This window comes from Tardiphaga sp. 841_E9_N1_2, assembly GCF_051811065.1.
GTDB classification, from domain to species: Bacteria; Pseudomonadota; Alphaproteobacteria; order Rhizobiales; family Xanthobacteraceae; genus Tardiphaga; species Tardiphaga robiniae.
In genome coordinates, this window is sequence record NZ_JBPWQC010000001.1 from 5,346,419 (window position 1) to 5,360,504 (window position 14,086).

The 14,086-nt window shown below is 64.1% G+C and carries 10 protein-coding genes; 5 read left to right on the forward strand and 5 right to left on the reverse strand.

Translation table 11 applies throughout. The annotated features are described in order from the left end of the window. Window positions 1-70: 70 nt before the first annotated feature. The 3 genes from AB8A50_RS25620 (at window position 71) to AB8A50_RS25630 (ending at window position 2,450) form a co-directional block, all read left to right on the forward strand. Window positions 71-580 carry a 6,7-dimethyl-8-ribityllumazine synthase gene (locus tag AB8A50_RS25620; RefSeq protein WP_439079352.1) on the forward strand — a complete coding sequence of 170 codons (510 nt, stop codon included), beginning with the start codon at window positions 71-73 and terminating at the stop codon, window positions 578-580. A gap of 139 nt (window positions 581-719) precedes the next feature. Continuing rightward, the gene (acuI, locus tag AB8A50_RS25625; RefSeq protein WP_439079353.1) at window positions 720-1,706 is read left to right on the forward strand and encodes an acrylyl-CoA reductase (NADPH); all 987 of its coding nucleotides are present in this window, start codon (window positions 720-722) and stop codon (window positions 1,704-1,706) included. A 111-nt stretch (window positions 1,707-1,817) separates the two neighbouring features. Further along, window positions 1,818-2,450 (forward strand): hypothetical protein, encoded by a 633-nt coding sequence (locus tag AB8A50_RS25630; protein WP_089262445.1) that lies wholly within the window; start codon window positions 1,818-1,820, stop codon window positions 2,448-2,450. Between the two features lie 8 nt (window positions 2,451-2,458). On the opposite strand, the gene AB8A50_RS25635 is transcribed toward AB8A50_RS25630, so the two are convergent. After that, complete coding sequence (locus tag AB8A50_RS25635; RefSeq protein WP_439079355.1) at window positions 2,459-3,610, reverse strand: M48 family metallopeptidase; 1,152 nt, start codon at window positions 3,608-3,610, stop codon at window positions 2,459-2,461. Window positions 3,611-3,636: 26 nt separating this feature from the next. Continuing rightward, the gene (locus tag AB8A50_RS25640) at window positions 3,637-4,197 is read right to left on the reverse strand and encodes a LemA family protein (RefSeq protein WP_439079357.1); all 561 of its coding nucleotides are present in this window, start codon (window positions 4,195-4,197) and stop codon (window positions 3,637-3,639) included. Window positions 4,198-4,527: 330 nt separating this feature from the next. Here AB8A50_RS25640 and AB8A50_RS25645 point away from each other — a divergent pair, with 330 nt between their 5' ends. Continuing rightward, complete coding sequence (locus tag AB8A50_RS25645) at window positions 4,528-7,413, forward strand: autotransporter domain-containing protein (protein ID WP_439079359.1); 2,886 nt, start codon at window positions 4,528-4,530, stop codon at window positions 7,411-7,413. A gap of 277 nt (window positions 7,414-7,690) precedes the next feature. On the opposite strand, the gene AB8A50_RS25650 is transcribed toward AB8A50_RS25645, so the two are convergent. Both AB8A50_RS25650 and AB8A50_RS25655 read right to left on the reverse strand, forming a co-directional pair. Next, complete coding sequence (locus AB8A50_RS25650) at window positions 7,691-8,071, reverse strand: COG4315 family predicted lipoprotein (RefSeq protein WP_093759564.1); 381 nt, start codon at window positions 8,069-8,071, stop codon at window positions 7,691-7,693. A 207-nt stretch (window positions 8,072-8,278) separates the two neighbouring features. Further along, window positions 8,279-9,244: a small ribosomal subunit Rsm22 family protein gene (locus AB8A50_RS25655; RefSeq protein WP_439079361.1), complete on the reverse strand. Its 966-nt coding sequence runs from the start codon at window positions 9,242-9,244 to the stop codon at window positions 8,279-8,281. 123 nt (window positions 9,245-9,367) lie between these two features. Between AB8A50_RS25655 and AB8A50_RS25660 the strand changes: the two genes are divergently transcribed. Next, entirely contained in the window at window positions 9,368-10,384 is a 1,017-nt protein-coding gene (locus AB8A50_RS25660) for a DUF6892 domain-containing protein (RefSeq protein ID WP_439079363.1), read from the forward strand. Window positions 10,385-10,459: 75 nt separating this feature from the next. Here the strand turns inward: AB8A50_RS25660 and smc are convergent, their stop codons facing one another. Continuing rightward, complete coding sequence (gene smc / locus AB8A50_RS25665; protein ID WP_439079365.1) at window positions 10,460-13,924, reverse strand: chromosome segregation protein SMC; 3,465 nt, start codon at window positions 13,922-13,924, stop codon at window positions 10,460-10,462. Window positions 13,925-14,086 lie beyond the last annotated feature (162 nt).

Genomic DNA, 14,086 nt, shown 5'->3' on the forward strand with positions numbered 1-14,086 from the left:
AGTCCGCCTTGGCGGATGCTCGGCGTGTGACCGTACGTCCTGATTCTGGTCTCAAACCGCGAGAGCATCCATGAATCAGCCTGTGATGAACTTCAAAACTTCCACTTCCGTAAATCTTGCACCATCGACCGGGCGGATCGCCTTCATCCAGTCGTGCTGGCACAAGGATATTGTCGATCAATGCCGTGTCGGTTTTGTCGCCGAACTTGCACGGCATGGTGTGCCTGACAGTCAAATCGATGTCTTCGAGGTGCCCGGCGCCTTCGAAATTCCGTTGCAGGCCAAATTGCTGGCGCGCACCGGGCGCTATGTGGCGATCGTCGCCACCGGGCTCATCGTGGACGGTGGCATCTATCGCCATGAATTCGTCTCTGACGCCGTCATCAACGGGTTGATGCGGGTGCAGCTCGACAGCGAGGTGCCTGTGATCTCGGCCGTGCTGACGCCGCAGCATTTCCACGAGCACGCCGAGCACCTGCGCTTCTTCCGCGAGCATTTCGTTGTGAAGGGCACCGAGGCGGCGACGGCCTGTGCGGCCACCATCGCCAATATCGCGGCGACCCGGCAACTGGCCGCCTGATTGTCTCATTGCCGCGTTATGCCGCCATGGCCGGGCAGGGCTGCAGAGCTCCTGCCCGGCTGGCGCGGGTGGCGTTTCCCGCAACGGCGCGGCATAATTCGGCAACGGAAATCACAAGCAAAAACTCGGGAGTGGCGTGTTGGGAACGTTCAAGGCTGTCCGCATCGACAAGGCTGACAAAGGCACCACGGTTGCGCTGACGCAGTTCGACGAATCCGAATTGATGGACGGCGATGTCACCGTGCGGGTCGAATGGTCCACGGTGAATTACAAGGACGGCCTCGCCGTCACCGGCAAGGCGCCGGTGGTGAGGCGTTTTCCCATGATCGCCGGCATCGATTTCGCCGGCACGGTGGAAGCCTCGTCCAATCCGAACTGGAAGCCCGGCGACAAGGTGATCGGCAATGGCTGGGGCATGGGCGAAACCCATCTCGGCGCCTATGCCGAAAAGACCCGCGTGAAGGGCGACTGGCTGGTGCGGCTGCCGGCCGGCATGACCACCCGCGACGCCATGGCGGTCGGCACGGCCGGCTACACGGCAATGCTCAGCGTGCTGGCGCTGGAGAAGCACGGGCTGAAGCCGGCCGATGGGCCGATCGTCGTCACGGGGGCCGCTGGCGGCGTCGGCTCCGTGGCCATCGCGGTGCTGTCGAAGCTCGGTTACCAGGTCATCGCCTCGACCGGCCGGACCTCGGAGGAGGGCTATCTCAAGGGCCTTGGCGCCAGCGAGATCATCGACCGCAACGAGCTGTCCGGCCCGGCCAAACCGCTGGCCAAGGAGCGCTGGGCGGGCGGCATCGATAGCGTCGGTTCGACCACCCTCGCGAATCTCCTGTCGATGACCAAGTATCGCGGTGCTATCGCCGCCTGCGGTCTCGCGGCCGGCATGGACCTGCCATCTTCGGTTGCCCCCTTCATTTTACGCGGCGTGTGTCTTCTCGGCATCGATTCTGTCATGTGCCCGATCGAGCTGCGACAGCAGGCCTGGGCGCGGTTGGCGACGGATCTGGATCACACAAAACTCGCTGAAATCACTCAGGAAATTCCGCTGGACCAGGTGATCGACGCCGGCGCCAAAGTGCTGGCCGGGCAGGTCCGCGGGCGAATCGTGGTAAAGATCGGCTAACGACGTTCAGACTTTACCAACCAACCTGCTCCATTGTTGCCACGGTTGGTATGGTAAGCAGCGGGTAAAGACATCAGGCGGTCATCCGCGCTCGGTTGTTCGGAGTATCCTATGGTTGCGCGTTATGTGTTGGGAGCGGTGCTTGCCGCCACGGTGGCGACCCCCGCGCTGGCTGGGTCGATGACGGCCGAAGAGGCCCGCAAGTTTGTTGCCGGCAAGGTCTTTGCCTTCACCTGTTTCGACGGCACCCGCGGCGCAGGTCGCGTGTTCGACGATGGCGGTGCGGCGGGCGCTGTGCAGTTCTCGGGCTCCGGTCCGGCGCGCAACATGCGCCTGCCGGGCAATACGCTTCAGGTCCGCGGCGAAGCCATCTGCGCCTCGATCAAGGGCATCCCGTTCGAACCGTGTTTCAATCTCAACAAGAATGACGAGCGCAGCTTCCGTGGCTCGGTTTCCGGCATGGGCTTCGCGTATTGCGATTTCCGCCACCAGGGCGGCCGCGGCCAGATGCTGATGGCCCGCTCGCTGTCGGCCCCGCGCTCGCTGCGCGCGCCGTCCACCACCCGTTCGGCCGATGCTTCCGCTGGCGCCGACAACACCGTGACCCGCGTCTCGACCCCGCGCGTCGAGAGCAGCAAGATCGACGCCGTCGGATCGATCAAGTCCGAGCCGGCCAAGGAAATTGCCAAGACGCCGGAACCGGAAAAGACCGAAGCGCTCGAACTGCGCAAATCCACCAACTGAGACGAGTCTTAGGCGTGGCGACCCCAGGGGCCCCGTAGTGGGTCCTGTGCGCTGCCTGTAGTCGATTTGCCGTCGCTCCATGGGCCGGAGCGCGGTGGCAGCGGCGGTGTGTTGTCCTCCTCTCCGGGCGCATCCGTATCGGACGGCAGTGCCATCCGGCCGGGATCGTGACCGCCGGCGAATTTCACCAATGCAGCCACCCGCGAATCCACTGACGGATGTGTGGCGAACAGGTCGGCAAAACCCTCGCGGGGATTGTCGATGCACATCTCCATGACGGCCGAAGTCGCGCCGGGCAGTTCGCCGCGATTCTCGATCTTGCGCAGCGCCGAGATCATGGCGTCGGGATTCTTGGTCAGCTCCACCGAACCTGCGTCGGCCAGCAATTCACGCGAGCGCGACAGCGCGAAGCGCACCACCAGCGACAGCGCCCAGGCCAGCGCGATCAGCGCCACGGCAATGATGATCACAATGACCGCGCCGCCGCCGGAGCCCTTGTTGTCGCTGTCAGACGAGGAAGACGATCGCGACGATCGGCTGCCGCCGAAGCGGAAGCCGGAATTGATGAATATCCGGAAGAACAGTTCAGCCGCAAAGCCGACCACGCCGGCGATGATGACGGCAACCACCATCAACTGCACGTCGCCATTGCGGATATGCGTCAGCTCGTGGCCGAGCACCGCTTCCATCTCGTCATCGTTGAGCGCGCGCAGAAGGCCCGTCGTGACCGTGACGGAATATTGCCGCGGGTTGAGGCCGGTGGCGAAGGCGTTCAACGCATCACTGTCCATCACCTTCAGCTTCGGCATCGGTATGCCGCGCGAGATGCAGAGGTTTTCAAGGAGATTATAGAGCCGCGGCTGCTCCTGCCGCGTCACGCTTTCGCTGCCGGTGATGCTGTCGATCATCTTTTGATGACCGAAATAGGCGATGACGATCCACAGCACTGCGCCGATAGTAGCGAAGGGAAGCGCCTTGATCAGGTCGCGTGTTGCAGCATTGATGTAATACGCAACCGAGCCATTGCTGTTCACCACCACTTCGCCGATCAAGGCGCCGGCGAACACCATCACATAGATCAGCAGGAACAGCCCCGCGAGCAGCAGCATCGAACGCGTCTTGTTCGAGGCAATATGCGTATAGAGACCATAGGCGGCCATGATGCGCTGCTCGGTTCAGGCCGTGATCAGAACTTGACCTGCGGCACGGCTTCGACCTCCTTGCGGGTCTCGCCGAGATCGAAGAATTCCTTCGGATGGAAACCGAAGGTGCCGGCGAACAGGGCCGCGGGCATCTGCTGGATGCCGGTGTTGTATTCGGACACGGCATTGTTGAAGAACCGGCGCGACGCCGCGATCTTGTTTTCGATATCCGAGAGCTCGGTTTGCAACTGCTGGAAATTCGCATTGGCCTTGAGGTCCGGATAGGCCTCGGACAGCGCGATCAGCCGGCCGAGCGCGCCGGAGAGCTGGTTTTCCGCGGCGCCGACCTGCGCCGGGCCCTGTGCATTCATCGCCGAATTGCGCGCCTTGATGACGTCTTCGAGGGTGCCGCGCTCATGCGCCGCATAGCCCTTCACGGTCTCGATCAGGTTCGGGATCAGGTCGTGGCGCTGCTTGAGCTGCACGTCGATATCGGCAAAGGACTGGTTGACCCGCTGGCTCAGCGCCACCAATCGGTTGTAGGCAGCAAATGCCAGGACAATCAGGACAACGATGACGCCAAGAACGATCCAGCCGGTCGACATGTAAGAACCCCCAAAAGAAACCATCAAACCCAAAGCCTAGCCGATCACGCGGCCACAGAGCAGGGGCCGCAGGCATGTCGCGGCAGGGATTGGTCGCCGCGAGGGTGGAATACGTTCAAAGACGCTCCCCCATCGCGCCCTGTCATGTGTACCCCTCTGCTACAACTTTGGAAGGAGATGTTGTCGGTCTGCATCGTTGCGGTGCTGCATCAGTCGACAGGAGACATCAGCAGATCGCCTGCGGGTTAGCGCCGGTGCGCTATCCGTCATCCAGCTGTCATGCGCAAAACCTAATGAAACCCTAACCTTTGGGCTGGGGAATGAACTGTGATGTTGGAATGGCGTAACGGCGCGAGCCGGCTTGCGATGGGCGTGGTTGTGGCGGCGCTGTTCGCGCCGATGACGGCGGAGGCGGCATCGTTCACGGTGGCAAACGGTGCGAGCGACGCGTCCAAAACGCTAAACGGTACGGAAACTGGAACCGTGGAGGCCGGTGGCCTGCTGACCGGAGCAACCGCAATTACATGGGGTGTGACCGGCCCGCTTCCTTCACCTGCACCCGGCGTGACCATCGATAATTCTGGCACGATCACTGGTACCACGCGCGCTATCGGCACATCTGGCTCCGGAACGCCGCGCAATCTGACTCTGTGGAATCGTGCGGGTGGTACGATCACGGGCATTGGCAACGACGCTTTCCAGATCGGCAATGATATCGGAAGCGGCACGGTCAACGTCTATAACTACGGCACGATCCTCTCGATCGGCGGTCAGGCGCTCGATTTTGATGCCATCTCCTCGACGACGGCGACGGTGAACATCGTCAACTTTGCGACCGGCGTGATCAAGAGCACAGCCAATGACGCGATCCGTCCCGGGCAGGGCGCGGTGGTGACGAACTACGGTTTGATCTATTCGGAAGGAGTAGTCGGTGCCAGCAATGACGGCATCGACTGGCAGGGTCATTCCGGCACTGTAATCAACAAGACCGGTGGCATTATCTCCGGCCTACGCCACGGCATCACCACCGATGTCGATGTGAAAGTTACCAATGAGGTCGGAGCGACAATCATCGGCCGCAACGGATCCGGCGTGGGATCCGACGGCGCGGGCACCGTAGTGAACTATGGCCGCATCACCGGCGCTTATGATGGCAGCGGCGTTGGTGACGGCGATGGCGTCGATGTCGATAACATTGCTAGCGTAACTAATTATGGGATTATCGAGGGGACGGGCGCTGCCGGTTACAAAAATGGCCTTGCCAACGCGAGCGAAGGTCTCTCCATCGGTGGCGGAACGATTCTCAACTATGGAACGATCTCCGGTGCCGATGCTGGCATCGTCGTGAATAACGACGGCAATCTCAACCGCAGCGGCCTCGCCGCAACCACGTTGACCAACTACGGAACCATCGTTGGCCAGAAGAGCTATGCGATCCGCATGGAGAACAAGCTTGGCACCGCAGCGGACAACGATACGATTACGAACTATGGAACGATCGTCGGCAACGGCGCGATCCCGAACCCGAACGCTACGGTTCTGACCGATACCGGTACGCCCGATCCCGCCAACGGTACACTGAACGGTGTGACGTATGCAGCGGGCTCCGCCCGCTTCATACGCGGCGATGGCTCCGCCATCCAGATGGGCGAAGGCGCCGACGTGCTGACCAATTACGGCACCATCATCGGCAACAATGGCCGCGCCGTGAACATGGAAGGCGGCAACGACACCGTCAACATCATGAAGGGCTCGCGGATCGTCGGCCTCGTCGATGGCGGCGTCGGCACCGATACGCTGAACTACAACAAAGCGGGCCTCACCGACGCCAAGCGCGCTGCGCTGCAGGCCGGTCAGACCGTGAATATCGGCGGTACGCTCTATACGTCATTCGAGGTGATCACCGGAACGTCGTCTTCGTTCGCGTCCTTTGCCAGCGCGGGCTCGTTGGGGGTCGCCTCGCTGTTCGACAATCTGCCGGCCAACGCCACCAGCAGTTCGGTGGTCAATCTGCTCGACAGCGTTGCCAGCTCGGCAGATGTCGGCGCGGCGCTGGCGCAGCTCACGCCCGCGGCCTATCAGGGTCTCGGCCGCATGACCATGAATGACGCGTTCCAGACGACCTCGCTGGTCGGCCAACACCTGACGCAGAACCGCCTCGGCGGCCTCGGCACCGACATGTCCGGCGTCGGCAACGCGCTGGCGATGTTCGATGGCGGCATGTTCGACAAGAATTTCAGTGCGGATCGTGCGCTGGCCGCGGTGACGGGATTCCCTGGCAGCGCAAGTTCTGCGCTGGCCGATGCCGGCTGGGGCGGCAATGCGGCCGATGCGATGGCCTATGCGCCGGTGACCAAGGCTCTGCCCGGTCTGCGTCCGGTGGCTGTCGCTGCCGAACAGGGCCTGTTCATCACGTCGGGCGCCAGCTTCGCGCGCGAAGGCGCACGAACTGACGCACCGGGCTTCAAGTCAAACACCGTCAACGTGCTCGCCGGCTACGACCGGCGCATCACCGACAGCCTCGTTGCCGGCGTGTTCGGCGGCTACGCGCTCACCCGCGGCGATATCGACAACGTTGGCAGCCACACCAAGATCTCGACCGGTACCATCGGCGGTTACGGCACCTATCAGGCGCCCGGCTGGTTCGCGACCGCCATGGGCCTCTATGGCTTCAGCGATTACGACACCACGCGCGTGGCGGTCGGCACGACGAACACCGCGGCGTTCAGCGGCGATCACTATGCGATCCGCGGCACGGTCGGCACAGACCTGCGCGTCAGCGGCTGGGTCGTCACGCCGGAGATCGGCTTGCAATATACGCGGGTGACGACCGATGGCTTCGCCGAACGCGGCGGTGCGGCGGCCCTCGTGGTCGGCTCGGACAGTTCGGAATCGCTGCGCTCCAGCGTCGGCGCACGCTTCGCCTATGATTACGCGGTGAATGGCGGCGTGCTGACGCCGGAACTGCGGCTGGCCTGGTTGCATGAATTCAGCGACGGCGTGCGCGGCATCAATGCGAGCTTCGCCGATACCACACTGCCGGGCTCGTTCATCACCGCAACCGGCAGCGCGCTGCGCGATCGCGGCGTGATCGGTGCGGGTGTCTCCGGCAAACTGGCGCCGCTCACGGTGCTGTCGGTGAACTACGATGCGATCGTCGGCAGCAATGACGCCGTTGCGCATCAGGTGATGGGCCGCATCCGGCATTCGTTCTGAGAGCGGGCTATCCGCAGGAAAACGAGATTCGCAAATACCGAATGTAGGTGAGGGCGGTGCCATGCCCCTCACCCGGCATCCGCGCTACGCGCGCATGTCGACCTCTCCCCGCGCAGAGCGGGGAGAGGTAAGCACGGCGCCACCTTCCCTTAACCTCGCCCCGCTCTTTGCGGGGAGAGGTCGACCGGCGAAGCGCAGCGAAGCCGGTCGGGTGAGGGGCCTTGAGTGAGCTAGCCGCAATCTCGCGACTAGCGGGTCGTTCCAGCGCAGAAGCCGCTTACGGCTTCGCCATATGCCAGGCGCCGTTCAGGAAGCCGTCGCCATTGGTGTCGCCGGCGGCGGTGTCCTTCTTGAACGTGTAGAGCGGCTTGCCTTTATAGGCCCACATCTTCTTGCCGTCGTCGCGCACGACGATGGTCATGTCGGCGCTCGGCTTGGCATCGTCCACCGCGAACAGCGGCGGCCAGTTTTCGGCGCAGGGACCGTTGCACATAGACTTGCCGCCGGCATCCTTGTCGAAAGTATAGAGCGTCATGCCCTTGGCATCGACGAAGGTCTTGCCCTTGGCGGTGTCGGCGGTCTTCAGCATCTGCGCCGAGGCGGCGCTTGAGGCGAGCATGAGAGTCAGAGCCGCGAGGGCGGCGAATGATTTGGTCATGGCAGCGTTACTCCTGATGATTGGGCGACGCAGTCGCGTCAGGAGAACAAACGCTCGCAGGTTCGAATTATTCCCGACTCCCTCCACGTCATTGCGAGGTCAGGAAAGCTTTCAGCTTTCCCCTTAGCGCAGCGACGAAGCAATCGAGTAAGCACAAGCGAGGCAGGACTGGATTGCTTCGCTGCGCTCGCAATGACGACCGATAGGTCAGGTAACCGCATCGCCCCAGTCGAGCTTGCGGAACTTTGCATACTTCGCCTTGTCGCGGCGCGGTGCGTTTGCGGCGATAACGCCTGCATTTGTGCAGAGTTTTGCCGTGATTTCGATCTTTGTCGTTACCGGTTGCGCAAGCACGCGCGACGGCCGCTGCGCGACAGGCGCACGCGACAGCGCGACATAGATAAATTTCTCGTCCTCATAGGGAAGTTCTGCAGATTTGAGTTGTTTATGCACACGGGAGCGCTGCAGCCGCTGGCTGAAGTGGCACCAGTCCGGCTTCACCAGCGGGCATGCATGGTCATGCGGGCAGGGCGCGATCACATGCGCGCCGTTCTTGATGAGCTGCGCACGCGCATCGAGAACGCGTTGATAGCCCGACGGTGTGCCGGGCTCGACGATCAGCAATGTATCATTGGTCTTCGCCCACATCGCCGCGACGAGTTTGGTGCGCGCGAGATCGTTGAGCTCGTTGATGACATAGCTCGCGATGACGAGATCGGCGGATGGGGCATTGGCGATTGTCGCGGCAGCGTCGCCGAGCGTGTAGTTCATCGCGGGGATGCGGTGGCTGTCCTGCGCCAGACTGAGCGCAAGCGTGCGCAAAGCGGGATTGGCATCGAGCAGCGTGAACGCATTGAGCGACGCGAAGGCTTCGGCGCAGGCCCATGTCGCCGTTCCCGGCCCGGCGCCGCAATCGAGTAGCGTGGTCGGTGCGAAGTCCGGTCGTGTCTCCTGCAGCGCATTGAGGCTGGCGACGACCGCCGCATAGGTCGCCGGCATGCGGGCGAGCGCATAGGCCAGTGCGTCGCTCTCGCTACGGATGGTCGTCGAGCCGCCGCCAGCGCGATAGGTCTGCGAGATTGCATCGGAGCGCGCAGCCGCGTCGTTGCGCGAGAAGCCGTGCAGGCGGGCGTTGAGGGCCGCGGTGAGTTCGGCGGGGAGATCGGTCGACATCGGTGATCCGTCATTCCGTCGCGGCGCGCCGCGACCTTCGTATTGAACCCGCGGCCGCGGCTGCGACACCAACAGGCCTTCTCACCAGATGGCGTCGGTGACGCCAAGACAGGAATATCGACGATGGATCACCCGGTCAATTTCACCGCACTTGCGGCGCTTCGGCCCGGCGACGCGCGCGAAGATCTCAGCCGCGCGCTTGGTGCGCGGTGGTGCGAACCTGCGCCGCATCAGCAGGGCCGTGTCACCGCCTTGTCGAAGCAGCACGGCTTTGAAGCGCAGATCGATACAGCGGGACGGATCGGCGCTATTCGTTATCGCGACCCGTTCCCCGCCGCGCCAGGTGTTCTCGGTTTGCGGATCGGTATGCCGGTCGCGGACGCTCTGGCGGCGCTGCCGCAGCTCGCGCTGTCGCATCGCGCGCCGGTCTACGATTCCATGTATTTTGTCGCCGACGTCTCGCATGAGACGAAGCTTGCGCTGGAGTTTCGCTGGCAGGAGCTTTACGCGATCTCGTTGCGCAATCCAGCGGCCGTCTATCCGGACAAGCAGCCGATGGCGTATCCGGTAGCTGCCGGTGCGCCCGGCGCGCCCTTCGGCGATTCGAACTTCAAACTCGCCGTCATGTCGTCATTGCTGGAGAGCGGCGCGCTCGATCTGGCCACGCCCGGGGATCTTGCCGCGTTCGTGCTGAAACGCGCGGTCGATCTCGACGAGGACGGCTACGATCTGATCAGCGAGGCCTACGATTATCTGGTGCGCTATCCCCTGACCAATGCGGACCTGGCGAAGGTCGAGGCCATCACCTTCGATGGCGGCAACGAGATCTATCCCTACTGCTATTATTTCTGGGACGGCGAGAGCGAGGAGTTCGACATTTCCAGCACGGTCGGGATCGGCCTGTGCCAGAACCTGCGGCAGCTCACTTGCATCGCGATGATCGAGCGGCTGGATGCGGCGGATCTCGTCGGCCTCGGCAAGCTCGAAGCGCTCCATCTGCCGTCGGTGTGCGACAATCCCGGGCGTCTGCTCGAGCTCCCTGCGCTGAAGACGCTGACATTCCCGGAAACCGCCATCAGCGATCCGGCTCTGATCGCGGCGTTAAAGGCGCGTGGCGTCGCGGTGCGCATCGACGCGTAGGAGAGGCGCGCTTTGTTCGTCTTGCCTCCCCACCTGGCGAAGCTTCGCTTCGCTCGGGGGGAGGGCAAGGAAGAGTTACGCCACTTCCTGATCGAGGATCTTCACCGCGTTCTCCAGATCCACCGAGACCAGCTGCGACACACCACGCTCCGCCATGGTGACGCCGTACAGGCGGTGCATGCGCGCCATCGTGATCGGGTTATGCGTGATGGTGATGAAGCGGGTTTCGGTCGAGGCGCACATTTCGTGCAGCAGGCTGCAGAAGCGCTCCACGTTGTGGTCGTCGAGCGGCGCGTCGACTTCGTCCAGCACGCAGATCGGCGACGGGTTGGTCAGGAACACCGCGAAGATCAGCGCCAGCGCCGTCAGCGCCTGCTCACCACCTGACAGCAGCGACAGGGTCTGCGGCTTCTTGCCGGGCGGCTTGGCGACGATTTCGAGACCGGCTTCCAAGGGATCGTCGCTCTCGATCAGCTTCAGCTCGGCTTCGCCGCCGCCGAACAGTTCGACGAACATGCGCTTGAAGTGGCCGTTGACGATGTCGAACGAAGTCATCAGCCGTTCGCGGGCTTCCTTGTTCAGGCTCTGGATGCCGGTGCGCAGCTTCTTGATGGCTTCGACGAGGTCGTCGCGCTCGGTGGCGAGGCCGTTATGCGTGCCTTCGACTTCGTTGAGTTCTTCCTCGGCGCGCAGGTTGACGGCGCCAAGACGCTCGCGGTCGCGGCGCAGCTTTTCCAGATCGGCTTCGATGTCGGCCAGCGGAGGCAACGTATCGTCTTGACGGACTTCGGCCAGCGCCGCGACGCCTTCCGGCTCGACTTCGAGCATGTCGCGGATTTCGCGCTCGATGTCCTCGAGGCGGCGCTTGCCGCTTTCCATGCGCTCTTCGGTGCGGGCGCAGGCTTCGCGCGCGGCGGACAAAGCCTCCAGCGAACCGCGGGCATCGCGGTCAGTCTCGCGCATGGCGTTCTCGGCCGAAGCGAGTGCGTTGGCGGCGAGCTGACGCGCCTGTTCGGCGCTCTCGACTTCCGAGATCAGCGCACGGCGCTTCTGCAGATAGAGCGCCGGGGCGTCTTCGAGTTCGGCGCGTTCGCGGGTCACTTCGGCGACGCGCGCAGCAACCGTTTCGATCTGCGACGCGGCGGAGGTCTTGCGGTTCGCCCAGTCGGTACGCTCGGCGATGATCGCCTGCAGGCGGCGGTCGGCGAGTTCGGCCTCGCGGGCCAGCGCCTGCGCTTCGGCGCGCACTTGAGCTGCGCCGCGGCGGTGGCCTTCGATCTCGCCGCGCACGGTCGCGAGCTGCGCCTCGGCGTCGGAGCTTTCCGGCAGATATTCCAGCGCGGCATGCGCGCTCTCATGCGCCGCTTCCGCTTCCATGCGATCGTTGGAGAGGCGCGACTGCGCTTCGGTCAGCGTCGCGCGGCGCGCCGCATGGCGGTTGATCTCGCGTTCGGCATTGGCATGACGCTCGCGGGCCTGGTCGACGTCGCGGCGGGCATTGCGCAGGGCATCGCGCGATGCGCCTTCGGCCGAGGCCGCAGCCTTCAGCGCCTGTTCGGCGCTCTCCAGCGCTTCGCGCTTGGCAATGGCGTCGATCTTGGCGTTTTCCAGATCGGCTTCGATATCGGTCAGGCGTGCACGCTCGGCGAGACGACGGGCGGCGCCGGTCGGTGCATGCGCGCCCGCGACGAAACCGTCCCAGCGCCAGACGTCGCCTTCCAGCGACACCAGCCGCTGGCCGGTCTGTAGCTGCGATACCAGCGCCGCGCCCTGATCCTTGGAGACGACGCCGATCTGCTTGAGGCGGCGTGCGAGTTCGGCCGGCGCATTGACATGCGAGGCCAGCGATTCCACGCCCGCAGGCAGCGCCGGATCGTTGGCGTGATCGCCGGCATTGGTCCAGCGCATCGGTGCGGAGGGATCGACCGGTGCGTCGAGATCGTCGCCGAGCACGGCGCCCAGCGCCTTTTCATAGCCCTTGGTGACGCTGACGCCATCGATGATCGGCGGCCACAGGTTCTTGGTTTCGCCGTTGAGGATCTTCGAAATCGTGCGGGCTTCGGTCTCGAGCCGCTGCACCTTCCGGTCGGCGTCGTTGAGCGGCGCGCGCGAGGCTTCCAGCGTCTGCCGTGCCGCGACATGCGCGGCCTCGTTGTCGCTGACGGCCATTTCCGCCTGCAGCAGGATTTCCTGCGAGGTCTCCATCAGGGCGGCGAGCTCATCCAGGTCGCCGAAGCCTGAGGTTTGCGCCGTCAGCGCCTCGATCTCGGCCTCGACGCGGGCGATTTCCTGGCCGATACGCGCCAGGCGATCGGCCTGGCTGCGCACGTTGGACTGCAGCTGGTTGCGCTTGGCTGTCATGTCCGCATGCGCGGTGGTGAGTTCGGTGAAGGTGCGCTCGGCGGCGGCCAGCACGGCCTCGGCCTCGGAGACGCGGTCATCGACGCCGCCACGCAGCTCGACGCGCTGCATGATCTCTTCCTTGAGCATCGCGTCTTCTTCGTCGAGCCGGAGCAGCGCGAATTCAGCGTCTTCCGACTGCTTCATCTCGCGCGCGACGTCGCTCTCGAACTGGGTCAGGCGACGGTCGAGCTCGGCGGCGCGCTCCTTGGCGCGCTCTTCCTCGCGGTCGAGCATGTCGCGGGCATTGGTCAGGCGCTGCAGGCCGGCAGCGGCGGCGGCTTCGGCCTCGCGCAGTGCGGGCAATTCAGAAGCGCGGATCGCCTGGATGCGCGCGGCTTCGCCCTGCTCACGCGTACGTTCGGCGAGATCGCGGACATACTGGTCGTGCAGCGTGGCGGCTTCGGCATTGTCCTGATGCGCCTGCAGCCAGCGCAGGTGGAACAGCATGGCCTCGGCCTTGCGCACCTTGCCGGCCACTTCGCGGTAGCGGATCGCCTGGCGGGCCTGCTTCTTCAGGCCTTCCATCTGGCCGGAGAGCTGGCCGATCACGTCCTCGACGCGGGTCAGGTTGGTTTCGGCGGCCTTCAGGCGCAGCTCGGCCTCGTGGCGGCGCGCATGCAGGCCGGCGACGCCAGCGGCGTCTTCCAGCACGCGGCGGCGCTGCTCGGGCTTCGCCTGAATGATTTCGCCGATCTTGCCCTGGTGGACGAGGGCGGGCGAACGCGCACCGGTGGCAGCGTCGGCAAACAGGATCTGCACGTCGCGGGCGCGCACGTCGCGGCCGTTGATGCGGTATTGCGACCCAGCTTCGCGCTCGATGCGGCGGGAGATTTCGAGGATTTCGGCGTCATTGACCATGGCCGGCGCGGTACGATCGGTATTGTCGATCGTCATCACCACTTCGGCGTGGTTGCGCGAGGCGCGGTTGCCGGAGCCGGCGAAGATCACCGCGTCCATGTCGGCGGCGCGCAGCGACTTGTGCGAGGTTTCGCCCATCGCCCAGCGCAGCGCTTCCACCAGATTGGACTTGCCGCAGCCGTTCGGGCCGACGACGCCGGTCAGACCGGGCTCGATCATGAAGTCGGTCGGTTCGACGAACGACTTGAATCCGTGCAGGCGCAGGCGCGTGAGTTTCATGGATACGGTACTCTAGGTTAGCCGAACAGCCCCGAGAATCGCGAATCCCCCAGCACGAACAATAGCATAAATGCAGCTGCCGCGCGGACGGAGACTCGCTAGTCGCGGCTCTCATTGGCCCGGACAATGGCGAGACGAGGGCAGTCGCGCAACCGCGGAACC

What these genes read in the sequence shown, in the direction of transcription:
- smc (WP_439079365.1), bottom strand. Translation starts at nt 13,924, where the DNA reads ATGAAACTCACGCGCCTGCGCCTGCACGGATTCAAGTCGTTCGTCGAA.
- AB8A50_RS25630 (WP_089262445.1), top strand. Translation starts at nt 1,818, where the DNA reads ATGGTTGCGCGTTATGTGTTGGGAGCGGTGCTTGCCGCCACGGTGGCG.
- AB8A50_RS25655 (WP_439079361.1), bottom strand. Translation starts at nt 9,244, where the DNA reads ATGTCGACCGATCTCCCCGCCGAACTCACCGCGGCCCTCAACGCCCGC.
- AB8A50_RS25620 (WP_439079352.1), top strand. Translation starts at nt 71, where the DNA reads ATGAATCAGCCTGTGATGAACTTCAAAACTTCCACTTCCGTAAATCTT.
- AB8A50_RS25640 (WP_439079357.1), bottom strand. Translation starts at nt 4,197, where the DNA reads ATGTCGACCGGCTGGATCGTTCTTGGCGTCATCGTTGTCCTGATTGTC.
- AB8A50_RS25635 (WP_439079355.1), bottom strand. Translation starts at nt 3,610, where the DNA reads ATGGCCGCCTATGGTCTCTATACGCATATTGCCTCGAACAAGACGCGT.
- AB8A50_RS25650 (WP_093759564.1), bottom strand. Translation starts at nt 8,071, where the DNA reads ATGACCAAATCATTCGCCGCCCTCGCGGCTCTGACTCTCATGCTCGCC.
- AB8A50_RS25660 (WP_439079363.1), top strand. Translation starts at nt 9,368, where the DNA reads ATGGATCACCCGGTCAATTTCACCGCACTTGCGGCGCTTCGGCCCGGC.
- AB8A50_RS25645 (WP_439079359.1), top strand. Translation starts at nt 4,528, where the DNA reads ATGTTGGAATGGCGTAACGGCGCGAGCCGGCTTGCGATGGGCGTGGTT.